21 protein-coding genes and 2 pseudogenes are annotated in these 25,306 nt (G+C 39.9%); 18 read left to right on the forward strand and 5 right to left on the reverse strand.

The annotated features are described in order from the left end of the window. Nucleotide 1: 1 nt before the first annotated feature. Nucleotides 2–976, forward strand: a complete 975-nt coding sequence (locus VSAL_RS05860; protein WP_012549824.1) for a lytic murein transglycosylase — start codon at nt 2–4, stop codon at nt 974–976. A gap of 121 nt (nt 977–1,097) precedes the next feature. Here VSAL_RS05860 and mnmC read toward each other — a convergent pair whose 3' ends face one another. Beyond that, nucleotides 1,098–3,140 (reverse strand): bifunctional tRNA (5-methylaminomethyl-2-thiouridine)(34)-methyltransferase MnmD/FAD-dependent 5-carboxymethylaminomethyl-2-thiouridine(34) oxidoreductase MnmC, encoded by a 2,043-nt coding sequence (gene mnmC, locus VSAL_RS05865; RefSeq protein WP_012549825.1) that lies wholly within the window; start codon nt 3,138–3,140, stop codon nt 1,098–1,100. A 120-nt stretch (nt 3,141–3,260) separates the two neighbouring features. On the opposite strand from mnmC, the gene fabB reads away from it, so the two are divergent. From fabB to VSAL_RS05880, 3 genes are all read left to right on the forward strand, one after another. Beyond that, nucleotides 3,261–4,472 carry a beta-ketoacyl-ACP synthase I gene (fabB, locus tag VSAL_RS05870; protein ID WP_012549826.1) on the forward strand — a complete coding sequence of 404 codons (1,212 nt, stop codon included), beginning with the start codon at nt 3,261–3,263 and terminating at the stop codon, nt 4,470–4,472. 159 nt (nt 4,473–4,631) lie between these two features. Further along, complete coding sequence (locus VSAL_RS05875; protein WP_012549827.1) at nt 4,632–5,762, forward strand: 4-phosphoerythronate dehydrogenase; 1,131 nt, start codon at nt 4,632–4,634, stop codon at nt 5,760–5,762. Continuing rightward, a complete protein-coding gene (locus VSAL_RS05880; protein ID WP_012549828.1) occupies nt 5,762–6,775 on the forward strand; it encodes an aspartate-semialdehyde dehydrogenase in 1,014 nt (337 codons plus the stop codon). The genes VSAL_RS05875 and VSAL_RS05880 overlap by 1 nt, the downstream gene beginning before the upstream one ends. 33 nt (nt 6,776–6,808) lie before the next feature. On the opposite strand, the gene VSAL_RS05885 is transcribed toward VSAL_RS05880, so the two are convergent. Further along, on the reverse strand, nt 6,809–6,991 hold the full coding sequence (locus tag VSAL_RS05885; RefSeq protein WP_044583214.1) for a hypothetical protein: 183 nt from the start codon (nt 6,989–6,991) through the stop codon (nt 6,809–6,811). On the opposite strand from VSAL_RS05885, the gene VSAL_RS05890 reads away from it, so the two are divergent. The 7 genes from VSAL_RS05890 (at nt 6,979) to purF (ending at nt 16,809) form a co-directional block, all read left to right on the forward strand. Continuing rightward, nucleotides 6,979–10,800, forward strand: a complete 3,822-nt coding sequence (locus VSAL_RS05890) for a FimV/HubP family polar landmark protein (RefSeq protein ID WP_012549829.1) — start codon at nt 6,979–6,981, stop codon at nt 10,798–10,800. The genes VSAL_RS05885 and VSAL_RS05890 overlap by 13 nt on opposite strands. Before the next feature lie 89 nt (nt 10,801–10,889). After that, nucleotides 10,890–11,678 carry a tRNA pseudouridine(38-40) synthase TruA gene (gene truA, locus VSAL_RS05895; RefSeq protein ID WP_012549830.1) on the forward strand — a complete coding sequence of 263 codons (789 nt, stop codon included), beginning with the start codon at nt 10,890–10,892 and terminating at the stop codon, nt 11,676–11,678. A gap of 180 nt (nt 11,679–11,858) precedes the next feature. Next, nucleotides 11,859–12,749 (forward strand): acetyl-CoA carboxylase, carboxyltransferase subunit beta, encoded by an 891-nt coding sequence (accD, locus tag VSAL_RS05900; protein WP_012549831.1) that lies wholly within the window; start codon nt 11,859–11,861, stop codon nt 12,747–12,749. 98 nt (nt 12,750–12,847) lie between these two features. Continuing rightward, nucleotides 12,848–14,128 carry a bifunctional tetrahydrofolate synthase/dihydrofolate synthase gene (gene folC / locus VSAL_RS05905; protein WP_012549832.1) on the forward strand — a complete coding sequence of 427 codons (1,281 nt, stop codon included), beginning with the start codon at nt 12,848–12,850 and terminating at the stop codon, nt 14,126–14,128. Between the two features lie 9 nt (nt 14,129–14,137). Continuing rightward, entirely contained in the window at nt 14,138–14,707 is a 570-nt protein-coding gene (locus VSAL_RS05910) for an SPOR domain-containing protein (protein ID WP_012549833.1), read from the forward strand. Nucleotides 14,708–14,768: 61 nt separating this feature from the next. Continuing rightward, the gene (locus VSAL_RS05915) at nt 14,769–15,260 is read left to right on the forward strand and encodes a CvpA family protein (RefSeq protein WP_012549834.1); all 492 of its coding nucleotides are present in this window, start codon (nt 14,769–14,771) and stop codon (nt 15,258–15,260) included. Nucleotides 15,261–15,294: 34 nt separating this feature from the next. Beyond that, nucleotides 15,295–16,809, forward strand: a complete 1,515-nt coding sequence (gene purF, locus VSAL_RS05920) for an amidophosphoribosyltransferase (protein ID WP_012549835.1) — start codon at nt 15,295–15,297, stop codon at nt 16,807–16,809. Between the two features lie 82 nt (nt 16,810–16,891). On the opposite strand, the gene VSAL_RS05925 is transcribed toward purF, so the two are convergent. Further along, nucleotides 16,892–17,767 carry a LysR family transcriptional regulator gene (locus VSAL_RS05925; RefSeq protein ID WP_012549836.1) on the reverse strand — a complete coding sequence of 292 codons (876 nt, stop codon included), beginning with the start codon at nt 17,765–17,767 and terminating at the stop codon, nt 16,892–16,894. A gap of 238 nt (nt 17,768–18,005) precedes the next feature. On the opposite strand from VSAL_RS05925, the gene VSAL_RS05930 reads away from it, so the two are divergent. The 6 genes from VSAL_RS05930 to recR all read left to right on the forward strand — a co-directional run bounded on the left by VSAL_RS05930 (nt 18,006) and on the right by recR (nt 23,551). After that, a complete protein-coding gene (locus VSAL_RS05930; protein ID WP_012549837.1) occupies nt 18,006–19,109 on the forward strand; it encodes a response regulator in 1,104 nt (367 codons plus the stop codon). 42 nt (nt 19,110–19,151) lie between these two features. Continuing rightward, nucleotides 19,152–19,544, forward strand: coding sequence for a YbaN family protein (locus VSAL_RS05935; RefSeq protein ID WP_012549838.1), 393 nt, complete (start codon nt 19,152–19,154; stop codon nt 19,542–19,544). Nucleotides 19,545–19,628: 84 nt separating this feature from the next. Continuing rightward, nucleotides 19,629–20,174, forward strand: coding sequence for an adenine phosphoribosyltransferase (apt, locus tag VSAL_RS05940; protein ID WP_012549839.1), 546 nt, complete (start codon nt 19,629–19,631; stop codon nt 20,172–20,174). Nucleotides 20,175–20,277: 103 nt separating this feature from the next. Beyond that, entirely contained in the window at nt 20,278–22,422 is a 2,145-nt protein-coding gene (dnaX, locus tag VSAL_RS05945) for a DNA polymerase III subunit gamma/tau (RefSeq protein ID WP_012549840.1), read from the forward strand. An 88-nt stretch (nt 22,423–22,510) separates the two neighbouring features. After that, nucleotides 22,511–22,846 (forward strand): YbaB/EbfC family nucleoid-associated protein, encoded by a 336-nt coding sequence (locus VSAL_RS05950; RefSeq protein ID WP_012549841.1) that lies wholly within the window; start codon nt 22,511–22,513, stop codon nt 22,844–22,846. Nucleotides 22,847–22,948: 102 nt separating this feature from the next. After that, nucleotides 22,949–23,551, forward strand: coding sequence for a recombination mediator RecR (recR, locus tag VSAL_RS05955; RefSeq protein ID WP_012549842.1), 603 nt, complete (start codon nt 22,949–22,951; stop codon nt 23,549–23,551). Here the strand turns inward: recR and rrtA are convergent. After that, the gene (rrtA, locus tag VSAL_RS05960) at nt 23,523–24,083 is read right to left on the reverse strand and encodes a rhombosortase (protein ID WP_012549843.1); all 561 of its coding nucleotides are present in this window, start codon (nt 24,081–24,083) and stop codon (nt 23,523–23,525) included. The two genes, recR and rrtA, sit on opposite strands and share 29 nt — an antisense overlap. A 14-nt stretch (nt 24,084–24,097) precedes the next feature. On the opposite strand from rrtA, the pseudogene VSAL_RS05965 reads away from it, so the two are divergent. Next, a pseudogene (locus VSAL_RS05965) lies at nt 24,098–24,304 on the forward strand (DTW domain-containing protein); the annotation flags it as partial. On the opposite strand, the pseudogene VSAL_RS05970 reads toward VSAL_RS05965, so the two are convergent. After that, nucleotides 24,305–25,260 (reverse strand): annotated as a pseudogene (locus tag VSAL_RS05970) (IS30-like element ISVsa7 family transposase). Nucleotides 25,261–25,306: the final 46 nt, after the last annotated feature.

A 25,306-nucleotide genomic window follows, 5' to 3' on the forward strand; every position in this document is an offset into this window, starting at 1 on the left:
TATGAAGAAAAGATTACTGCTAGGGATAGTCAGTTTGTTAATGGCCACAAGCGTATCTGCGAATACGCCTGAAGGGGATTTCCAGGATTATATCGTTAACTTAAAAAATGAAGCGCGCGAGAATGGTATTTCAGAGCCTATTTTAGAACGAGCGTTTAAAAATGTGGCTTTTAAAGAAAAAGCGGTTAAATCTGATCGGAATCAGCCAGAAAAAAAATTAACACTAGATGAATATATTCCACGAGCAGTACCAAAGTGGAAGATAAAACAAGCGAACGATTTATATCAAAAACACCATGAAGTGCTTACTAGAATTGGCAAAGAATATGGGGTTCAACCTCGATTTATCGTCGCATTATGGGGTGTTGAAAGTAATTTTGGTAAGCTAACGGGGGGTTATAATGTGATAGAAGCATTAACTACGTTGGCTTATGATGGTCGCCGTGAAGCCTTTTTTAGAAAGCAAACAATGGCGGCATTAACCATTTTAGAACAAGGTCACATTACCCCTGAAAACATGAAAGGTTCATGGGCAGGTGCAATGGGGCAATGCCAGTTTATGCCAACGTCATTTTTGGCTTATGCTGTTGATGGCAATGATGATGGTCGTAAAGATATTTGGACGACTCATGCCGATGTGTTCGCTTCTGCGGCGAATTACTTAAAACAAGTGGGTTGGGATGATACGTATACTTGGGGTCGTCAGGTAACATTGCCTGATGCTTTTGATGCCGAAGCCCTAAAGGGACTTTCTGAAGATAAAGGAAAGTTACTCTCTGAATGGGGGGCATTAGGGGTTCGTCGTTTAAATGGAAAGTCGTTACCTAATGTTGAGTTAGAAGCATGGTTAGTGCAACCAGACGATAATGATGGTCGTGCTTACCTTGTTTATAATAACTATCAAGTGTTAATGGATTGGAATCGCTCGCATTATTTTGCATTAGCGGTGAGCCACTTGGCTGATTCTATTAAGTAAAAGATCAAGATTTAGGTAGCTGTGATCAGAGGAGTTCGTTATGAGTTTATCATTTACAACGAACTCCCCTGAAACGGGTAAGAGAGCTTGCGACCGAGCTAAAATCGGCTCTTCCTTTCTCTTAAATATCCAACGGTTTTCCTTTCAATAACCTTCTTACCCATAATCTTCCCGGATGTAGACCTTCAAGCACTGAATTAGGCAATGGGATTGGATCGCCCATTATTTGAGAAACTAAGGTTTCCGCTAATAAAGGAGCCGAGCTTAAGCCTCTAGAACCCAGCGTCAACATACAGAATAAACCTTCATAGATAGGGATCTCTTTTGCATCGCGCTGCCAATGACGCTTTTTATAAAGGTTCTTATATTCTTCCTGCATCGCTTCAAATCGAACGACATTACCAATGAAGGGCAAGTGGTCACGACTGGCGCAGCGAATACCAACACGAGCTTGGTTTGAGCTTGTATCTGCTTCTTTTGGCCATACTTCGTTAGGAATACATTTATGTAAACGCTCACCATTTTCAACTTGGTCTGATTCTTTAAATTTTAAATCTAAATCACGACGATCGTAACTCGCTCCAATACAATGAGTTTGGTATTTGGTGTTTTCTGGTGTCAAGTAACCGTCATAGCACAATACGGTGTTGAGTTTTTTCAATGATTCAGTGGTGGGAATATGACTCACTTGCCCACGAACTGCGGTCGCAGGGATATCTTTCGTTTGTTCAAAATCAGTGAAACGATGCCCATTAGCGACAATGACGGTTTGATGTGGATGTACGCTATCGCCTAATAACACATGCCATTGTTTATCATTGCTTTGTTGAAGAGAGGTTACTTCTGAATCACAGTGTAAGGTAAATAATGGGTTGGCAGCAAAATGATCAAATAACCCACGAGTGAGTTGTTTTGGGCAAAGCCATCCACCAAGAGGATAATGAACACTTTCCATGTTAATAGGTAACCCAACGTGTAGATTGGTGTCTTCTTTGTTTAATTCTGTGACTAATTCATTTGGAAAATGGGCAGTAAGCATCTTGTTGAGTTTTTTTTCTGATTTATCGTCCCATTTTAGTTGAGTTACGCCACACCAATCGTGATCAAATTCGACCTGTTCAGCGGCTTGTTCAATGAATTGACGTGCAAAAATAAACCCGGGAGCAAAAAAGCGAGAAAGTGAATTATATTTCTCATTTAATAGAGGGTAAACCGCGCCTTGTTGATTGCCTGATGCACCTTGTGCTGCTTTTTCATCTTTGCAATACACCGTCACTTTTACACCACGACGAAGCAGCGTCATAGCTAGTGCAGCACTGGCAACGCCTCCACCGATAATAGCGACATCAGTAACCTCTTTCGGAGTCGTTCGGGCATACCAAACTGCGTGATTTGCTTTTGCTTTTCGTTCCGTTAATGTGCCTGCGATCATCTCTCGTTTATGAGCGAATCCTTTGACTTTTTTCATGTCAAAGCCTGCTTCTATTAATCCTCGACGAACAAAGCCCGCAGAAGTGAATGTTGCACAAGTACAGTGTTCTTTCGCGAGGTTTGCCATATTATCGAAGAGATTTTGGTTCCACATCTCAGGGTTTTTACTTGGCGCAAAACCATCTAAGAACCATGCATCAATAATACCGTGATCATCCATCCAAATTTGAGGCATACAATCTTTTATGTCACCAAACCAGAGATCGAGTGTTATCATGCCTTCTTCTAGTACTAAACGATGGCAATCAGGAACGGCGGCAGGGTAATACTTATGTAGTTGCTCTGCGAATTCGGCCAACTCTGGCCATGCTTGGTGTGCTTTAACTAAATCAGATTTAGTGACTGGAAATTTTTCAAAGCTAACAAAATGAAGTTCTTTAAGTGGTGCATCAGGGTATTGGGCGCGAAATTCTTTAAAGCATTGCCACACGGCAAGGAAGTTTAAACCCGTCCCAAATCCCGTTTCGCCAATAACAAAACGACGTAAGTCACACTCTTGCCATCTTTGCAGGAGATGATTTTGTTGTAAAAAGACATAGCGTGTTTCTTCTAACCCATTATCATTAGAGAAATACACATCATCAAAATCATTGGAGACTGGTGTTCCAGACTCATTCCATTCTAAGACAGCATTGGTTATGTTGTTCTTTGGTATAACGTGGTTTTGTGACATAAATTTGAACCATTAAAGATAATCTACGTCGGATTTTAACGACTTATAGGAAAGCTGACCACTTTGTTGTGCTATCTTCGCTATTATCTACCAAGATTTATGACTTATTAGGAAAGAATCATGAAAAGAGCCGTAATTACAGGCATGGGCATTGTTTCAAGTATCGGTAACAATGTTGAAGAAGTATTAGAATCTCTGAAAGCGGGTAAATCAGGCATTAACTTCTCTGAGCAGTTCGCCGAAAAAGGCCTGCGCAGTAATGTTTGGGGCAATTTGAAAATGAACCCAGCGGATCACATTGATCGCAAAAAAATGCGTTTTATGGGTGATGCGGCTGCATTTGCTTACATTTCAATGGAGCAAGCAGTAGCGGATTCTGGCTTAACTGAAGATCAAGTTTCAAATGATCGTACCGGTATTGTTGCAGGTTCTGGTGGTGCATCATCACTAAACCAAGTGAATGCAGTGGATATCTTGCGTGAAAAAGGCGTTAAGCGTGTTGGACCATATATGGTTCCTCGTACAATGGCTTCTACAGTATCGGCGTGTCTTGCAACTCCGTTTAAAATTCGCGGTGTTAACTACTCAATGAGTTCTGCATGTGCAACGTCTGCGCACTGTATTGGTCACGCGGTAGAGCTTATTCAATTAGGCAAACAAGACGTAATGTTTGCTGGTGGTGGTGAAGAGCTAGATTGGTCTTTAACGATGATGTTTGATGCGATGGGCGCACTATCATCGAAATACAATGACACACCAGATAAAGCATCTCGTACGTACGATACAGACCGTGATGGTTTTGTTATCTCTGGCGGCGGCGGCATGGTTGTTATTGAAGAACTTGAACACGCATTAGCTCGTGGCGCAAAAATCTACGGTGAAGTCGTTGGTTACGGTGCAACATCAGACGGCTACGACATGGTAGCTCCGTCAGGTGAAGGCGCAGTTCGTTGTATGAAAATGGCGATGCAAAATGTAGACAGTGTTGATTACGTGAATACTCACGGTACATCAACGCCTGTTGGTGACGCGAAAGAGCTAGGCGCTATCCAAGAAGTCTTTGGTACCAATAGCCCAGCAATTTCTGCAACTAAAGCAATGACTGGTCACGCACTAGGTGCGGCGGGTGTTCATGAAGCTATTTATTCAACATTAATGTTAGAGCACGGTTTTATCGCGCCAAGCATCAATATTGAAACCTTAGATCCTGCTGCTGAAGGCCTTGATATCGTGACTGAAAAACGTGATCAAGAACTAACAACGGTAATGTCTAACAGCTTTGGCTTTGGTGGCACAAACGCAACGTTAGTAATTAAGAAATTCGAAGCATAATATTGCGCAGTGACTAACGTTTAAAATAATGAAAACCCAGCCAATTGGTTGGGTTTTTTTATGACTGTTTTTTATTGCTAGGATTAATACTTAGGTAGATAGGTGTAATCGAGCGGTGATACACTGAACCGATGAATCTAAAGGATAGATATTAAAAATATGAAAATATTGATTGATGAGAATATGCCTTATGCCGCAGAACTCTTTAGTGAACTCGGCGAAGTAATAGCTAAATCAGGAAGAACCTTGACGGCTGATGATTTAATTGACGTTGACGCGTTGATGATTCGTTCAGTCACTAAAGTGAATTCAGAATTATTGAGTAAAGCGAATAAACTGTCTTTTGTTGGTACTGCTACTGCTGGTATGGATCACGTTAACCAAGCTTTATTGAAAAATAAAGGTGTCTTTTTTACCGCGGCTCCAGGCTGTAATAAAGTAGGCGTTGCTGAATACGTATTAAGTTGTGTGATGGTATTAGCTCAGCAACATGGTTTTTCTATTTTTGATAAAACGTTCGGTATTATTGGTGCGGGCCAAGTGGGTTCATATTTAGCTCAATGTCTTGATGCGTTAAGTATTCCTTATCTATTGAATGATCCAATTAAAGAGCAAGAAGGGGACACTCGTTCTTTTGTTTCTTTAGATGAATTATTAGAAAAGTCAGATGTTATTAGTCTCCATACCCCTATTACACGTGATGGTAATTTCCCTACACATCATTTGATTGGTCAAGAGCGTTTATTAACATTGCGCCATGACCAAATATTGATCAATGCCGCTCGTGGTCCCGTGGTTGATAATGATGCGCTAAAAAATCGCCTATTAATCCAAGATGGTTTTAAAGCCGTATTGGATGTTTTTGAGTTTGAACCAGAGGTTGATATAGCGCTCTTGCCATTGCTTTCTTTTGCAACGCCGCACATTGCAGGTTATGGCTTGGAAGGTAAAGCTAGAGGAACGACCATGATATTTAATTCGTTCTGTGAGTTCTTACAACGGGAAGAGCGTGCGGATCCTCAAAATCTATTGCCTGTTGCTCCAATCCCTAATGTGACACTAAATCAGCAGTGGGATCATTCAACACTGCACAATTTGATTCAGTTAGTCTATGATGTGCGAAAAGATGATGCGGTATTTAGAAAAGAAATCTCAACAATCGGTGCGTTTGATAATATGCGTAAAGATTATTGGGATAGAAGAGAATACAGTGCAATCACTATCACGGGTAATAAAGACTGTGGTCTTACCCCGTTAAAACAACTTGGATTTACAATCGAGGAAGTCTAATGACTCAAGAATTTGATGTTGCCATTCTAGGCGCAACTGGTGCCGTTGGCGAAGCAATCATAAATGTATTACAAGAGCGCAAGTTTCCTGTACGTAATTTATATCTTCTAGCTTCAGAGCGCAGTGAAGGCAAAACAGTTCGTTTTAATGGTAAAACATTAACGGTTGAAAACGTAGAAGAGTTTGATTGGAGTCAAGTGCAGTTAGGTCTATTTTCTGCTGGTAGCGAATTGTCTGCTAAGTGGGCACCTATTGCGGCTGAATCTGGTGTTGTTGTTATCGATAACACATCACACTTCCGTTACGATCAGGACATCCCATTAGTGATTCCTGAAGTGAATCCAGAAGCATTAGCTGATTTCCGTAACCGTAACATTATTGCGAACCCTAATTGTTCAACGATTCAAATGTTAGTGGCATTAAAACCAATTCACGATGCTGTTGGTATTGATCGTATCAACGTATCTACGTATCAGTCAGTATCTGGTTCAGGTAAAGCGGGTATTGATGAGCTTGCAGGCCAAACTGCAAAACTACTCAATGGACTGCCTGCAGAAAATAAAGCATACGATAAGCAAATTGCATTTAACTGTTTGCCTCATATTGATGAGTTTATGGATAATGGCTACACCAAAGAAGAAATGAAAATGGTGTGGGAAACGCAAAAAATCTTTGCAGATGAGAGCATCACAGTAAATGCAACGTGTGTGCGTGTTCCTGTTTTTTATGGCCATGCTGAATCTGTTCATGTTGAAACTCGTGCACCAATTGATGCAGAAGAAGCGACTCGCCTACTTGAAGAAACCGATGGTATTGAAGTATTCCATGGTAATGATTACCCAACACAAGTAAGTGATGCAACTGGCAAAGATCATGTAATGGTTGCTCGTATTCGTGCTGACATTAGTCACCCTATGGGACTAAATATGTGGGTAGTTGCTGATAATGTACGTAAAGGTGCGGCAACAAATGCGGTTCAAATTGCAGAAGTATTAATTCGTGACTATTACTAATCGTCGCTATTAATTTAATGATGAAAGAGTATCTTATTCATTGATTGGTAAGTTTATTTTTCTTTCTAAAAAAGCCTTAGTGAAAACTAAGGCTTTTTTCTTCCATAAACCACACAGTTTTTGCTTAAAAATTACAGTTTTCTGATTATTATCCGATATAGTTACACCGGTATTGTTTTTCATCTTATTAAGAGGCATCTCTAGTGTCTGACGCATCTAAAAAATTCTTTAAAACGTTAACACCTTTAGCGTTATTCGTTGCATCTCAGTGTTCGGTTGCGAATGCTGCAAGTACAATTCAAATTGTTGGCCCTGATGGGAAAGATCAAACGATCAGTTCGCAGGTGGTTGATCCTACGTCATCAATCAGAACGTCGACAGTCACGACTTCTGCTTCTGTGGCTAAAGCACCGACGGCAACTAAAATTTATGGTCCAACGGGTGAAAATGAAACCCTCTGGTCTATTGCAAGTCGTGTTAATCCATCAACGACGACATCGGTACAGCAAACCTTACTTGCTATTTATCGTCTAAACCCACAAGCCTTTGAAAATAACAATATTCATGGTTTAGAGCCCAAAAGCCGTTTACGTCTACCAACGCTAGAACAAGTTCGTCGTGAAAATACGGATGATGCGAAGCAATTACTTGCCGCACATAAAAAGAAACAAACGGCACAGAAAAAAGCAGAAACTCGATCGTCGGTCGCTCCTAAAGCATCCACAGAACCTAAAGTAGATGTAAAACCAAAACTAGAGAAACCAACGTTTACTGAGAAAAAAACCGCAGTAGAAAAAACAGTAGCACCAATAATGGCAGAAAAAACAGCTGGCCTTGGTGAGTTAAAAACAGAACTTGCAACAACAGAGCAAGAGTTCTCAGCGTTACAAGAAAATAATCATCAATTACGTGTGCGATTAGCTGAAGTTCAAAATGAAGTGGATAATTTAAAAAATGAGCTAGGCAATGAAGATCGTATTCGTAATGAAGTTGAGAAATTCATTACTGAGCAAAAACAACTTGCCGTTTCTGAGAAAAAAGCAGAACCAAGTTCAATGGATAAATTGGCATCAAGCCCTGGTTTAATCGCATTACTTGCGTTAATTCCTGGTGCGTTAATCGCAGGCCTTATTGCTTTCTTCTTATCACGTCGTAAGAAAGAAGAGGAAGAAGAAGCAGAAGCAGAAGCAGAAGAGAATACGCAAACCGATCTACCGTCAGCTCTGATTATGCCTGATGACCATTTTAATATGGATGATGATATTCCAGAGATCAGCTTAGATGATGACGATGATATCTTAGGCGATCTAGATAATGATGAGTTTTTATTCGGTGACGATACGAACACGGATTCTAACGATGATTTGTTCGCTGAGTTTGAAAATGAAAACACAGATTCTCTTGATGACCCGTTTGCATCGTTAGACGATGAAGACGATTTAGATTCATTATTATCAAAAGGAGATTCGGAGTTAAGTGATTTAGATGATCTTGATAGTTTAGATGATTTGGATGACGATCTTGATATGTCAGGCAGCGCATTAACTGTTGATGCAGAAGAAAAGGCGCTTGGCTTAGAAGAAATGGAAAAAGCCCTAAACGACTTTGATAGTGACTTATTCTCTAAAAGTGATCTAGAAGCGGAGGATGATGATTTTGACTTATCATTAATTGATGATTCTGATCTATCGGCTGTAGATAAAAAATCACCAGAACTTGAAGGTAATGAAGATCTTGACGGTGGCGAATTAGACCAATCGATGCTAGATGATCTTTTCTCATCAATGGATACTGAAGAAGATGAAGAATCTGTCTTAGAACAAGGTTGGGATTTGGATGAAAAAGAAGAAACTAAAATTGTTTCTGAACCAGAAAAAAGCGGTTTAGAAGAAGACGTAGATTTCGAATCATTATTAGGTGATATGGCTGATACTGAAGACAACAGTATTGATTTTAATCTTGATGATGACACCGAAGTATTGAATAACATACTTCCTGAACAAAATGAAAAAGCGGATACAAGCCTAAATTTTGAAGATGACAGCACGGCATTGCTAGATGAAATGCTCGCTGAAGCAGATGACGACGACATTAACTTAGACATTGATGATGATAACACGTCGTTATTAGATGAAATGTTAGCTGAATCAAATGATGACGATGATTTAGAGCTTGATGATAATAGCACTGCATTATTAGATGAATTACTTGAAGAGTCAGATCACGATAGTACCGATCTTGATGATATTGAAATAGATGAAGACAGTACGGCGCTTTTAGATGAATTACTAGCTGGCGATGATAATGATGATTCTACGTTTGAATTAGATGAAAACAGTACCGATTTATTAGATGAACTAATCGGTGACGATTCTGATGAGGAAGAAGCTCTGGGAAAGAGTGGCGATGATGCTGAAGAAGGTGTAACAGTATCAGAGACGCTTTCTGAAGAAACACCGAGAGATGAAGATTGGTTAGTTGAAAGCGATGATGAAGAGGATGATATTTCTTTATTTGAACCAGAAACCGCTGTTGAGACTGAAGCGTTTGATATCGATGAAGAAGAATTACCGCTAGAATCTGAAATTCCAACAGATAATGTGCTTGAAGATGACGTTATTGAAACGTTGAATACAGATGCTGAAGAGCATGATGACGTTGAACTTGCAGAAGAGGCAGAATCAGCTTCGCAAGAGAATGACGAACTTGACGCGTTTGATATTGATGAAGAAGAGTTACCTCTAGAATCTGAAATGCCAGCAGATAATGTGCTTGAAGATGACGTTATTGAAACGTTGAATACAGATGCTGAAGAGCATGATGACGTTGAACTTGCAGAAGAGGCAGAATCAGATTCGCAAGAGAATGACGAACTTGACGCATTTGATATTGATGACGAAGAGTTACTTCTAGAGTCAGAAATGCCAACAGATAGCGAAGACCTCAACGAAAGTGCTATTAGTGATCTTCTTTCTGAACAAGAAGAACAAGAATCATTATTTGATGAGATTAATGTTGATGATGAACTTCTTTTAGATAACGAAGAACGTCCACAAGAGCAAGAGGTATCTTCTCAATTAGAAGAAACAGAGACGGCTACTGAAGAAGATGAGACGTTATCGGAACTTGATGATTTATTGGCTGATTTTGATACTGATGTAGAGATAAGTGATGAGGAAGCTGGCATTGAAACGCCAGAAATCGAAGAGCTTGTTACTGATGAAGAATCAGAGATGCCATTATCTGACATGATTTCTGAAGATGAGAACGAAGACGAAAGTGATTTTTCATTGGATGATTTTGTTGCATCAAACGCAACTGACTTTACTGATGATTCACGTGAGCATGATACTGAGCTATCTGAAACGAATAATGAAGAAGATATACTGCCTTTAGTTGATGATATAGAGAAAGAAGACCATCAATTTGATGGTTTATCAATTGAAGATGCTTTAGCTGCACTTGAAGAAGAAGATGATCTTCAAGTGACTCCTTTAACGGATGAGACGGCGGCACCTTTTAATTTTTCATCGCAAGTATCTGATGAAGAAAAAGAAGCATTAACGCATGTTGATAGTGCCGGTTTAGATATTGATAGTATGTTAGAAGATGGAGGAAGCGACTGGAGTGGTTTCTCTCTTGATGACACATCGAATGTTGACGACGCATTAGAAGATGAAGATTGGTCAGAGCAACCAAATTTAGAAAATACGCCTAATAGGGCGGATCAATTCCTAAGCATTGATGCTTTGATCGCTGAAGCTGAAAGCGGTGAAAGAACGGACATTGATGATGAAGAGTTAAACCTTGATGTTGGTTTGGATGAATTCCCTGATGTTCTAGGAAATGTAGAAGCTCATGATGTCGATATAAATAGTGATGCTCATAGTAAGCTAGACTTAGCGAAAGCTTACATTGAAATGTCCGATGATAAAGGCGCACTTGAATTATTAGAAGAGGTATTACGTTGTGATGATCCTCTGCTTAAAGTGGAAGCTGAGAAGTTGATGAAGCAACTCGATTAACTTTTACATCAACAATCTTAAAAAGGCGGTGGCAGTGAGCTCCGCCTTTTTTTATAATGGCGTATAACTGAATAAAAAGAATTGAAATCATGCGAATAGCTTTATGTATTGAGTACGATGGTGCCAGTTACCACGGTTGGCAGTCCCAAAAAGACGTAACAAGTGTTCAAGAAGAATTAGAAAAAGCCTTAATGGTCGTTGCTAATGAACCGATTGAGGTTATGTGTGCAGGTCGAACGGATGCTGGCGTACATGGAACAGGTCAAGTAGTACATTTTGATACAAATAGCGTGCGTAAATTGCCAGTGTGGATGGTAGGGGTGAATGCTAACCTACCAAAAAATATTGCGGTTCGTTGGGTTAAAGAAGTAAACGAAGATTTTCATGCTCGTTTTACTGCTACCGCGCGACGTTATCGTTATATTATTTTTAATAATCGTCAACGCCCAGCCATTTTTAGTCATGGTGTTAGTCATTATCATGAAACACTTGATGCTGATTTAATGCATGAAGCTGGCCAGTATCTACTGGGAGAGAATGATTTTACGTCTTTTAGAGCGGTTCGCTGTCAGTCACGTACCCCTTGGCGTAATTTAATACACTTAAAAGTAACGCGTCATGGCGATTTTATTGTTATTGATATTAAAGCGAATGCCTTTGTTCATCATATGGTCCGAAACATTACAGGTAGCCTAATCGAAGTGGGCAGAGGCAAGCAAAAACCTGAGTGGGTACAGTGGTTACTAGAAGCGAAAGACCGTAAGCTAGCAGGAGCAACAGCAAAAGCTGAAGGATTATATCTTATTGATGTTGATTACCCTAAAGAGTGGGATTTGCCTAGAGTTCCGTTAGGGCCTTTATTTTTACCAGATAATTGATTCAATTAATGATAAAGATTAAACCTTAAAATAGTGTAAAAAGTAGATGTGGATTCAATATTGAAAATAGGTACAACCAGTTTTTTATCTACACTGGTCATTATTTATGGTTTAATCATCGTTAATTGAATTTATTTCTCTTGCGATGGTGCGAGAGATCACTAATAGAAAAGGTCGTCCATGAGTTGGCTTGAAAAGATTTTTAATACAAGCAATATTGTTAGTTCACGTAAAGCATCTATCCCTGAAGGGGTTTGGACGAAGTGTACGTCATGTGAACAAGTGCTTTATTCAGCAGAGCTAGAGCGTAATCTAGAAGTATGCCCAAAATGTGATCATCACATGCGTATGAAAGCTCGTAAGCGCCTAGAAACATTTTTAGATGCGGAAGGTCGTGTTGAGCTTGGTCAAGAATTTGAACCAAAAGATCTTTTAAAATTTAAAGATTCAAAGCGCTATAAAGATCGTATTTCAGCAGCACAAAAATCAAGTAATGAAACCGATGCGCTTATCGTAATGCAAGGCACATTGTTAGAATTGCCTATCGTTGCTTGTGCATTTGAATTCTCCTTCATGGGGGGGTCTATGGGTTCAGTTGTCGGCGCTCGCTTTGTTAAAGCGGTTGATGCTGCGATTGAAAACAACTGTCCATTAGTGTGTTTCTCTGCAAGTGGCGGTGCTCGTATGCAAGAGGCGCTTATGTCTCTAATGCAAATGGCAAAAACAAGTGCGGCACTGGCTCGTTTATCTCGTAAAGGCCTACCATTCTTCTCTGTATTAACTGACCCTACAATGGGCGGTGTTTCTGCAAGTTTAGCAATGCTGGGTGATATTAATATCGGTGAACCTAAAGCATTAATTGGCTTTGCTGGTCGTCGTGTTATTGAGCAAACAGTACGTGAAGATTTACCTGAAGGTTTCCAACGCAGTGAATTTTTATTAGAGCACGGTGCTATTGATATGATTGTTGACCGTCGTGAAATGCGTCAACGTATTGGTGGTTTGATGGCTAAAATGACAAACCAAGCATCACCATTAGTTGTTCCTGTTGATGGTTCTGTAAAAAATTAAATCAAATGTAAATTGTCTTAGGGGGTTATTTCTTTCTTTAAATAAGTACCTTAAGTCAATATACTGTAACTACGTTCCGTCAGTGAAGTAGTTGAACAATGACAACATTTGATTCTCCGACAGCCACATCTGATTTATCAGTGTGGCTTCGTTATTTAGAAAGTATTCATACTAGTGCGATTGATTTAGGCCTTGACCGTGTTCAGCGTGTCGCACAGAGAGCAAAATTGACAAAACCTGCCCCTACAGTGATTACTGTTGCGGGAACCAATGGTAAAGGATCTACCTGTGCGTTAATGGAATCTATTTTACTCAATGCAGGTTACCGTGTTGGTGTTTATAGTTCCCCTCATCTTATTCGTTACAATGAACGTATTCGTATCAATGGTAATGATCTATCTGATTCGCTTATCTCTCAATCTTTTGCTGCTATTGAAGCGTGGCGTAAAGACACACCATTAAGCCTTTTTGAATTTGGTACCTTAGCTGCGTTATGGGCTTTTAAAGCGCATCAAGTGGATGTGCTATTGCTTGAAGTCGGTCTTGGTGGCCGTTTAGATGCAACCAATGTTGTTGATCATGATGTGTCTATTATCACAAGTTTAGCGGTTGATCATGTTGATTGGCTTGGTGATGATATTAATGTGATCGGTTTTGAAAAAGCGGGGATATTCCGTTCAGACAAACCCGCAATATGTGGTCAACCTAATCCACCATCGAGCGTTGCTGCCCATGCAGATGATATTAATGCAGATTTGCATCAAGTAGGATATCAATTTACTTATAAGGTAAATGAAGATAATAAAACATGGTCTTGGCAGAGTGGGGCATTTGACTTAACGGGTCTTCCTCTACCTAAATTACCGCTTGCTAATGCGGCAACGGCAATTATGGCGCTTGGCTGTGCTGATTTAGAATTAACGGATGTTAATATTGTCGAAGGGTTGAAAGCCGCAAGTTTACCGGGTCGTATGCAAATACTAACCCGTGATGAAGAGAGTATTGAGCCACTTATTCTTTTAGATGTCGCACATAATCCACATTCTGCTCATTATCTAGTACAACAAGTAAGACTGCGTTACCCAAATAAGAAAATTCATGCAGTAGTTGGTATGCTACATGATAAAGACATTGAATCGACAGTGAATGAGTTCACGGGTGTTGTTGATGTTTGGTATCCTGCTTCTCTTTCTGGGCCCCGTGCCGCGAAAGCAAGTGAACTTGTTGCATTTATAGAGCAAGAAACAACAGAATACAGTTCACCAGTTGAGGCATTTAAAGTTGCACTTCAACACGCTGGTGATGATGAATTAATTTTAGTTTTTGGTTCTTTCCATACGGTTGGTGAAGTATGGAATTACTGGAAACAAGGATCGTGAGGTATATGAGTGTCTAGTCCATTTCAACGACGTTTAGTTGGCACCATTATTTTGGTTGCTATTGGAGTTATTGTATTACCCGACTTATTTGATGGTAAGAAAAAATCGTATCAAGAAGAGTTTGCGAGTATTCCTATTAAACCTGAATTGTCTAAAGATGTAGAGCAATTCGCAATACAAGAACCGATTGATTTTGATGCAGAACTTCCAGGAGAACCTGTTGAAGTGACTGTTGGTAGTTCGCCGACAGAACCGGAGAAAGAAGTCCTAACCATTGTTACAAAACCCGCGTCGATTGAGGCAGAAAAAACACCTAAAATTGATTATGCTAAAAGTGCATGGGTTATCCAACTCGGTGTTTTCCGAAATGCGGATAACGCAAAAAACTTGGCTTTGAAGTTAAGAAAACAAGGTTTCCAAGCGCATACTTTTCCTAAAAACCCTAAAGAAGGCGATTTAGTTAGAGTGGCAGTAGGCCCTGATGTGTCAAAACCCGATCTAGAGAAACAGCTACCTAAACTAAAAGAAATTACGGGACTAAATGGTCAATTGCTTAAATTTGCACCACTAAACCCATAAGAAAACGTTTGCGTAGCGGATTTTTCTGTTAAAATGCGCAGCAAGAGAGAAAATATATATTATGATTTGGATCGATTTTGTCATTTTAGGCGTGATTAGCCTATCTGCTTTTATCAGTTTGATTAGAGGTTTTGTAAAAGAAGCCTTGTCATTGGTTATTTGGTTTGGTGCTTTCTTTGTTGCGAGCAACTTTTATCCAAAACTGGCGGCATATTTTACAAATATCCATGATGAAATGGTCAGAAACGGCAGTGCAATAGCTGCCTTATTTGTGGCCACCTTGATTGTCGGTGCTGTGGTTAACTATGTGGTTGCCCAGTTGGTACAGAAAACAGGGCTGTCTGGAACAGATCGAGTGTTAGGTGTCGTTTTCGGTGGATTAAGAGGGGTGCTAATTATAGCGGCTGTTCTGTTTTTTATTGATGCCTTTACCTCATTGTCAGATTCGGAGTGGTGGAAGCAATCTCAATTGATACCGCAATTCTCGGTAGTAATTGAATGGTTCTTTGATTACTTAAAAGATACATCAAGTTTTCTTCCTGGCGCTAAATAGCGCCAGTTTTTTATCAAATAAAGGACTCTAGGACATGTGCGGTATTGTTGGAATCGTAGGCGCAACACCTGTAAACCAGTTAATCTATGACGCTTTGACTGTGTTACAACATCGTGGCCAAGACGCTGCTGGTATTATTACCGTAGAAAGCAATCGTTTCCGTCTGAGAAAGGCGAACGGTTTGGTTAAAGATGTATTTGAAGCAAAACACATGCAACGCCTAAAAGGTAACGTTGGTATCGGCCATGTTCGTTATCCTACTGCAGGCAGTTCTAGTGCTTCTGAAGCTCAACCTTTCTATGTTAACTCACCATTTGGGATCACATTGGCGCACAATGGTAATCTAACCAATGCGAATGAAATCCGTGAGACCTTATTTGAACAAGAACGTCGTCATGTTAATACAACGTCAGATTCAGAAGTATTATTAAATATTTTTGCTCATCATCTTGATTCAACCACTCATTACCCTCTTACTGCTGATGACATTTTTAAAACCGTCGCTAACGTGCATGAGCAAATTCGTGGTGCGTATGCGGTAACTGCAATGATCATCGGGCATGGTATGGTTGCATTCCGTGATCCAAATGGCATTCGTCCTTTGTGTTTAGGGAAGCGTGACGTTGAAGGTCGTACCGAGTACATGGTTGCGTCTGAATCTGTTGCTTTGGATGCGGTTGGTTTTGATTTTGTTCGTGATGTCGCTCCTGGCGAAGCCATTTATGCGCCATTTGAAGGCGGATTGTATACACAACAATGTGCGCACGATCCAAAGCTGAATCCATGCATTTTCGAGTTTGTGTATTTTGCTCGTCCAGATTCTTTTATTGATAAAATTTCGGTCTATAGCGCACGTCTTGAAATGGGCAAACGCTTAGGTGATAAAATTAAACGTGAGTGGGATGATCTCGACATTGATGTGGTTATTCCGATCCCTGAAACATCGTGTGATATTGCACTAGAAATCGCTCAAATTATTAATAAACCATACCGCCAGGGGTTTGTGAAAAACCGTTATGTTGGTCGTACGTTTATTATGCCAGGTCAGCAAGAACGTAAAAAATCAGTACGTCGAAAATTGAATGCAATCCGTTCTGAATTTAAAGATAAAAATGTACTGCTAGTCGACGATTCAATTGTTCGTGGCACAACATCAGAACAAATTATCCAAATGGCTCGTGATTCGGGTGCTAAAAATGTTTACATGGTGTCAGCAGCACCTGAGATTCGTTTCCCTAACGTATACGGTATTGATATGCCGAGTGCAAACGAGTTGATTGCTCATGGTCGTGAAGTCGATGAAATCTGCCAGAAAATTGGTGCAGATGCATTAATTTTCCAAGATTTATCTGATTTAGTTGATGCGGTTGGTTGTGGTAACCGAGAAGTTGAACAATTTGAAACATCGGTATTTAATGCACACTATGTTACCGGTGATGTAGATCAAAACTACCTAGAGTACCTCGAAAGTTTACGCGGTGATGATGCTAAGCAAGAAAGCGAAGCTCAAGATGTGGCAAGTTTAGATATTTACAATGAAGGCGTTTAAATTCGTTTAGCAATGAGCGTATTTTAATTACGTTACGCCTATAAAGTTAAAAAAGCCTGTGATGTATTCACAGGCTTTTTTGTTATTTTGGAATATGATTACTAACAAAATCAATGAATAATCGTACTTTTTCAGGCTGATGATCTTTGTAGTTATAGATCATGTAAATGTCTCTAGGGTTGGCTGACCAATCTTTTAATACGCGAACTAATGAACCGTCTTCAAGGTACTTACTGATCATAATATCAGGCATTAACGTAATGCCTAAGCCATCAGAACAAGCCATGCGAATAACATTAAGCTCACTGGCTTCAAAACGACCCGCATCAGTAATCGTTACAGATTCACCCTCAATGTTAGTTAAGCGCCAGCGCATTAATGGATGGCCTTTCAATAAGCTGTGGTCATGTAATTCTTGCGCATGAGTCGGTTCAGAACGTTGCTCTAAGTAAATAGGGCTAGCGACTAAAATATCTTCTAATGAACCAATTTGGCGAGCAATAAGAGATGAGTCACGTTGTTTTCCAACTCTGAAAATAATGTCCCAATCCGTTGGGTCTAGCTGCTCAGGTTGGTTGCTCATGGTTAGGTTGATATTAATATTAGGATAAATCAGCATAAATTGATTTAAAATAGGCTGTATCATGCGTTTTGTTAAATTAGAGGGAGCCGCAATATTAAGTTTCCCAGCGGCACCACGACACTCTTCACTCAAATATTCACTGATATTAACTAAGTTAGACAGAATTGGAGAACATTCGTCATAAAATTTTTGACCAGATTCGGTGAGAGACAGTTTTCTTGCATGGCGGTTGAGAAGGCGAATATCTAAGGAATCTTCTAAGGCTTGAATGCGACGAGTAATTGTTGCAACAGGGATTAGAGTCTTTCTTGATGCTGCAGTATAGCTGCCATTATCCACTACTTGTCGAAACAAATTTAAATCATCTAACTTCATGATATTGAGATTCTCTCTGGTTTAGCGAATGTAGAATTGTAACTAAAACACTAAAGTAGGTGTTGTTATAAGTCAACTAAAGTGGAAATCTATCAGTAAAAGTCAGGTAATGATAATTTTGCGAGTAATATTGGTTAATTTATTTGTGCTCATTGAGATATCGAACTAAATTCATAAGATGAACAATAAAAAGGCGTCTTAACATTATTCGCTAATAAAACGTGCAGAGGGTAGTCGTATGTCGATAGAGCAAATAAAAGAAAAAACAAAAGAAGACAATACACCAGTCGAAGACTTATTGGTGAACAAAGACGTGTTAATTGTAGACGATGATCCCATATTCCGCTCTATGGTCAAAGCAGTTTTAGAATCTTACTCATGTAATGTTAAAGAGGCGAATAACGGCCTTGAAGGATTACAAATGCTACAGCATTCTTTGCCTGATGTTTTGTTGTGTGATTTATCTATGCCGATCTTGAATGGCCTTGAATTTGTAGAAGAGGTAGTGTTGGAATACCCAATGCTGCCAATCATTGTCATTTCGGGTACGGGAGACATGCAAGATGTAGCTAAGGTTTTAAGACTGGGAGCAAAAGATTTCTTGGTTAAACCAATCAGCAATGTATCCCTGTTAGTTAAATCATTAGTGTCGGCTTTAAAATTGAGTGAAGAAAGCAGTTTAAGAATGCAGGACTTTTCAAGTCAATGGTTCCGAACGTCTGATCTTGATAAAAGTTGCACTGAAGAATTGCATTGGCACTTAGAGCATTTGCAAAATGAACCGAACATTGGCCGAGAATTGTTATTTGAACTATTACCTGAGAGTGATGCTCAGCACGGCGAGTGGAAATTAGCGTACCGGTTATTGCAATCAACAGATGGTATGCCACTTATTTTTGATTATGAATGGTTATTGGATGGCCGTTTGTTTTTCTATCTTGTTGATTCTCAATCTGGTGGCGAGAATAGCGTCGTTTCTTGTTTACTTATACGAGCATTTTTTAATGATTTTATCCGAGATCAACATATTTCTCTGGACGTTATTTCTAAAATGGTCGAATCAATAGAGAAAGGGATGGGAACGATGGAAGAGAGCGAATCTATCTCTGCTCTTTTTGGTTATGTTGATTTTGCAGAGCAGGCGTTGTTTATTTTGTCAGCGGGTTTAGGGGCCGTATGGGAAAGCACACATTCACGTCATGTACTCCAGATCGGTGAACTCTTAACGTCTGAAAGATCCAATAATAAAGTGCAGCGCTTCCCAATTGCTAAAGCCAATAATAGCCTGTTTTTAAATTGCGTGGGTTGCAGTAGTTTTAAAATGGAATTGAATTCGTTTTAAAGGTTGATTCGTTTTTTTAAATAGAGCGATAATGGCAGTTAGTTGTATTTAAATTGTAGAGATACTTTGCTTAAATTTTCTCATAAAATCCTGTGGTTTTTCTTTGGTGGATTCTTTTTATTGTTAGGCATTATCGGTATTGTTTTGCCTTTATTGCCGACAACGCCTTTTGTTCTTCTGGCTAGTGCTTGTTTTATGCGGGCTTCTCCAAAAATCCATTTGTGGTTAATTTCACATCGCTATTTAGGCCCCCCAATTGTGGAATGGCAAAGTAAAAAAACGATTAACAAAAAGATTAAGAAGAAAGCCGTTATTATGATCGTTGGCAGCTTTGTTCTTTCTATCTGTATAGCTCCAGTAATCTGGGTTAAAGGGATTATTGCTGTGATCGGAATAGCACTCTTAATTTGGTTTTCAAAAATACCGTCGTCCTAACTTGCTCATAGTGAAGAAAGTGAATACCATTAGTCGGTTAATTTTTTAAGATACCGGCTATCGGTACAATTAGGTCTTTAAACCATGTCTACAGAAACATTAGAACTTATCAAAAATAGCATTAAATCTGTTCCTGATTATCCAAAAGCAGGCATCATGTTCCGTGATGTTACAAGCTTGATGGAAGATCCAAAAGCTTACCAAGCAACGATTCAGTTATTGGTTGAAAAGTACAAGCAAGGTGGTTTTACCAAGATCGTTGGAACTGAAGCTCGTGGTTTCTTATTTGGTGCTCCTTTGGCACTAGAATTAGGTGTTGGTTTTGTCCCAGTTCGTAAACCGGGTAAATTGCCACGTCCAACGATTGCACAAACGTATGATCTTGAATACGGAACAGATACGTTAGAAATTCACACAGACGCAATTGTTGAAGGTGATAAGGTTCTTGTTGTTGATGATTTACTTGCAACTGGCGGAACCATCGAAGCAACAGTGAAACTTATTCGCCAACTTGGTGGTGATGTTCAGCACGCTGCATTTGTTATCAACCTTCCAGAAATTGGTGGTGAAACGCGTTTAGAAGGCTTAGGTCTAAACGTGTACAGTATTTGTGAGTTTCCTGGTCACTAATTCTTCATATACACAATAAATGTAATGAGATCTCTCTATCAATGAAGATCTCATTTTTTTGCTGTGCTACGATTTAGATCTATTTTATTTTGGGCTGTATTCTATGAGCTATCAAGTTCTGGCACGTAAATGGCGACCACATCATTTTAAAGATGTTGTTGGTCAATCCCATGTGCTTACGGCGTTGGAAAACGCGCTTGACCATAATCGACTTCATCACGCTTACTTATTTAGTGGCACTCGCGGTGTGGGTAAAACTACTATTGCTCGTTTGTTCGCTAAAGGACTAAACTGTGAAGAGGGGATTACATCAACACCTTGTGGCGTGTGTTCTACCTGTAAAGAAATTGATGAAGGACGATTTGTCGATTTACTTGAGATTGATGCCGCTTCTAGAACCAAAGTAGAAGATACTCGTGATCTATTAGATAACGTTCAATATAAACCTGCGCGTGGTCGTTTTAAGGTTTATTTGATCGATGAAGTTCACATGCTATCGCGACACAGTTTCAATGCATTATTAAAAACATTGGAAGAGCCGCCAGAATACGTCAAATTCATATTAGCCACGACCGATCCACAAAAACTGCCTGTGACGATTTTATCTCGTTGCTTACAGTTTCATCTGAAACACATCAGTGTTGATCAAATTCATGCGCAATTAGATCTCGTTTTAGACAAAGAAGAAGTGTCTAAAGATGGAAGAGCGTTAGGGCTGATAGCTCATGCGGCAGATGGCAGTATGCGTGATGCATTAAGTTTGACCGATCAAGCGATTGCGTTAGGTAATGGTAATGTAACTGCTGATATTGTGTCTATGATGTTGGGTACGTTAGATACCGATCAAGCGATTCGTATTCTAGAAGCGATCAGCACAAAAAACATGCAAACGCTGATGAGCTGTATCAATGATTTAGCAGATATTGGTGTTGAGTGGGATGGGTTAGCAAAAGAAATTGCGGCACAACTGCATAAATTGGCGATGTACCAAGCGTTACCTGCAACGTTAGATAAAACTCAACCGGATGCTGAGAGAATTGAATTATTGAGTGGTCAGTTATCGCCACAAGAAGTTCAATTGTTCTACCAAATTGCATTGCAAAGCCGTAATGATTTACCTTTAGCCCCAACCGAAAAAACGGGCGTAGAGATGATGTTATTGCGTATGGTCGCATTTCGTCCTGTGCATGCTCAAGCAATAGAGGCATTACCGATTGCCGTGCCTAGCATGGAACCTGCTGCCGTAAATGTTGCACCTCAACAACCTGCGCCAGCCTCTAGAGTTCAGCAAGTTATTGCATCAGCTCCAAATGCTGAAGTGCCTGTTGCTCCTAAGCCAATGCAACCGCAAGCAGTATCTCAAACGGTGTATTCTCCGGTTTCTAATTCGCAACAATCGAGTTCAGCACCGTTAGATTCTACAGAGGCTCAACCGCCAGTATATGATGCACCACCAATGGGGGAATCATCACAATCTGATTCCGCACCAGTGCAAAATATACCTCAAGAGCCTATAGCAACCCCAAGAAGTGGGTTGTTAGGTGTGCGTAATCAATTACGTAGTGCAAAAAATAATTTATCAAATACAACCACCGGTACTAGCCCAAAAAAGGGTAGTGCGGCATCCGATAAGAAAAAAACGAGCTCAGTGTTAGAACGTATTGCTGAAAAGCAACATCTCGCTCCTCGTACTCAGGTGTCGCAACTTGGAACGTCTGTTTCTCAAGAGAAAAAGCCAGAAGAACCATACCGTTGGAAAGCCAGCCAGCCTGAAGTGAAAAAAGTAGTGAGTGATATTACTCCTACGAAATTAAAGCAGGCACTTGAACATGAAAAAACACCTGAGATGGTTCAAGAACTTGTTGATGAAACAGTAAAGCAAGATACGTGGTCTGCATTAGCGATGTCATTAGCGTTGCCTAAATTGGTACAACAACTTGTATTGAATTCTTCTTTTGAAGAACATGACGATCAGGTTTCATTGCATTTACGTTCTGCACAATCACATTTAATTAATGACAAGGCGCATGAATTGGTTAGCCAAGCGTTAAGCTCTGCTCTAAACAAAGAGATTAAATTAAACATTGATATTAGTGCAGAAGGTACAAGCCCGTTAGAGTTACGTGAGCAAATGTATCAAACTAAATTACAGACGGCATACCAGAGCTTGCAACAAGATCCTCATGTTAATTTCTTTATGCAGCGTTACGGTGCAGAAATAGATCAAGAAAGCGTGAGACCAATTTAAAGAAAGATAAGGTAAGAATGGGTTGAAATTCTACATATCATCCCCATTTTTGTAGTATTAAAGATATAAACACTAAGAGAGAATGAATATGTTCGGTGGAAAAGGCGGCATGGGCAACTTAATGAAGCAAGCCCAGCAAATGCAAGATCGCATGCAGAAAATGCAAGAAGAAATTGGAAACATGGAAATCACTGGTGAATCTGGTGCTGGCCTTGTTAAAGTAACAATCACTGGTTCTCACAGTGTTCGTCGTGTTGAAATTGATCCAAGCTTAATGGAAGAAGACGAAAAAGAAATGCTAGAAGATTTGATCGCAGCAGCGTTCAATGATGCATCTCGTCGTATTGAAGAAACACAAAAAGAAAGAATGGCGGGTGTAACTGGTGGAATGCAAATGCCACCAGGATTTAAAATGCCATTCTAATTTATCTTAATTGATAAAAACTAAGATGAATAACGCATTATTTATCTTAGGGTAATTAGGCGGCTCATAGCTGCCTTTTTCTATTTAGGAATATAAGAAATTATGCGAACCAGTGGTTTATTAGAACAATTAATGGAATCGTTACGATGCCTTCCCGGTGTTGGACCAAAATCAGCCCAGCGAATGGCATTTCATCTTCTACAGCGTAATCGACAAGGTGGTATGCAATTAGCCGATGCACTTTCTCGTGCCATGTCTGAAATTGGGCATTGTTCAGAGTGTCGAACGTTTACCGAAGAAGACACGTGTGCAATTTGTCTTAATCCTAAGCGTCAAATGAACGGTGAGCTGTGTATTGTTGAAAGCCCTGCCGATATCGTTGCAGTGGAAGCCACGGGACAATTCTCAGGTCGCTATTTTGTATTGATGGGGCATTTATCCCCATTAGACGGTATTGGCCCAAGTGATATTGGATTGGATTTACTTGACCACCGCTTAGGGCGTGGGGACATTAAAGAAGTCATTCTTGCCACAAACCCAACGGTGGAAGGTGAAGCTACGGCGCACTACATTGCGGAGATATGCCAAGAGCATCACGTGTCTGCAAGTCGTATTGCTCACGGTGTGCCAATGGGAGGTGAGTTAGAGTTAGTTGACGGTACTACGTTGTCTCATTCTATTTTGGGTCGTCAGAAGCTTTATTAGCCACTAAAAAGACACATAATTGGAGCATTCCACCACTGAGTGCTCCAAATAAATGAGCGTCTGTTGCGACACTGGCGTTAATTAGGGAAATCGTGGATGCGCTTGCTCCAAATAGTTGCTCCCAACCTATTTTAGCGAGAACGCCCAGTAAGAGAAGCCAACCAGTATAACGTTTGTGCTTAATGTCTTCGATGGCAGCCCAAACAAAGAGCCCATGCAATACGCCAGATAAACCTACGTAGCGTTCAATTGGTGAGAGAAGTAAAAGTGAACCAACCATAACACTGAGGGCAAGCAATAATCCCCACAGTTTCTTTGTATTTAGATAATCTTTAAAGATGACGCTAAAAATACATAGTGCGGCACTGTTCATCAATAAATGGGGGAGGTTAGTGTGTGTAAAGTTACCTGTAACAAGCCGCCAAAGCTCACCATTGATGATTAAACTCTTATCCCATACAAGATAGCCAGAAATTACGTTTAGTTGAGCTAGAGCAAGCACAGCTAAAATAGGTAATAGTAATTTAATCAAACAAAAGGTCCTCTGTGATTCGATTTTGCCTGCAATGCTTAAAAACAAAAAAAGCCTGTATTTGTGAGTGGATAACACCAATCACAACGGATGTTGAATTAATCATACTACAGCATCCAACAGAAGCTAAGCGCCCATTAGGTACCGCGAAAATATTGTCGTTAAGTCTGGCAAATTGTCGTACGTTTATTGGTGAAAACTTTACCGAGCATAACGAGTTGCTAGATCGTAACAATAACCGACACACTCTTACCGTTTAAAAACTCGCTCGGACTCAGAAAATTTAATGTCTTTCTAGGTCGAGAATTAATCAAAAACTCTGCCTGTTTATCTCTTTTGCAGTAAGTTCTCCAATGGCCATTCTCTTTGGGAAAAAACGTCTTAGTAAACCATTGGTATTTTCATTCAAACCTCGTTGCCAAGAATGGTAAGGTTTAGCAAAATAAATGTCACAGTTCAGATGCTTAGCTATCTTAGCATGACCTGCGAACTCTCCGCCATTATCAAATGTGATTGTTTTGCAAAGCTCTTTAAAGGGCTTCATCATGCGATTTATCCCGCGAGTAACGGCCTTTTTGGATTTATTGCGTACTTTGCACGTAACTAATAGCTTAGACACTCGTTCTACCATCGTTACTAAATACCCGTCTTGACCATAAACAGTGTCACCTTCCCAGTGACCAACCTCAGATTTATCATCGACAATAGCAGGGCGTTGAGATATATCAATGCGGTTAGGAATGAGTCTTGCTCCTGCTTCTACACCTTTGCGTTGTTTGTATTTTTTGCCTTTTCGAGCAAGCATCCTTTGCCACTGCTCTCTTTTAATTGCGTTGTAAATAGTACTGCAACATATTGTATTTTCTATTTTTTCTCTACGCATTCGTCCAGATATTTGCTCTGGGCTCCAACCAAGCTGAAGATATAGGTGAATTATTTTTTTATTCTTTTGGCTGCATTTTGTGTGCTTAATCGAAAGTGTTCTTTTTTGGAAAGCGTGTTTATGCGCTTGCTCGGCAGAATAGCTTCCAGCAGGACAACGTCGTAGTTCCTTTGAAATGGAGCCATTGCTCCGTTTTAATTTTTGTCCTATTTCACGAGCAGAAATACTATGTGTATTCCACGCTTCAATCTGGTATCTTTCACCTAGTGTCAGTTGCTTATATTGGTATCCCATGGGGTTACCTTAGTTGATTGTGTGAGAGCTTGAAGCTTATAGGCAA

The sequence above is a fragment of the Aliivibrio salmonicida LFI1238 genome (assembly GCF_000196495.1).
Classification (GTDB): domain Bacteria; phylum Pseudomonadota; class Gammaproteobacteria; order Enterobacterales; family Vibrionaceae; genus Aliivibrio; species Aliivibrio salmonicida.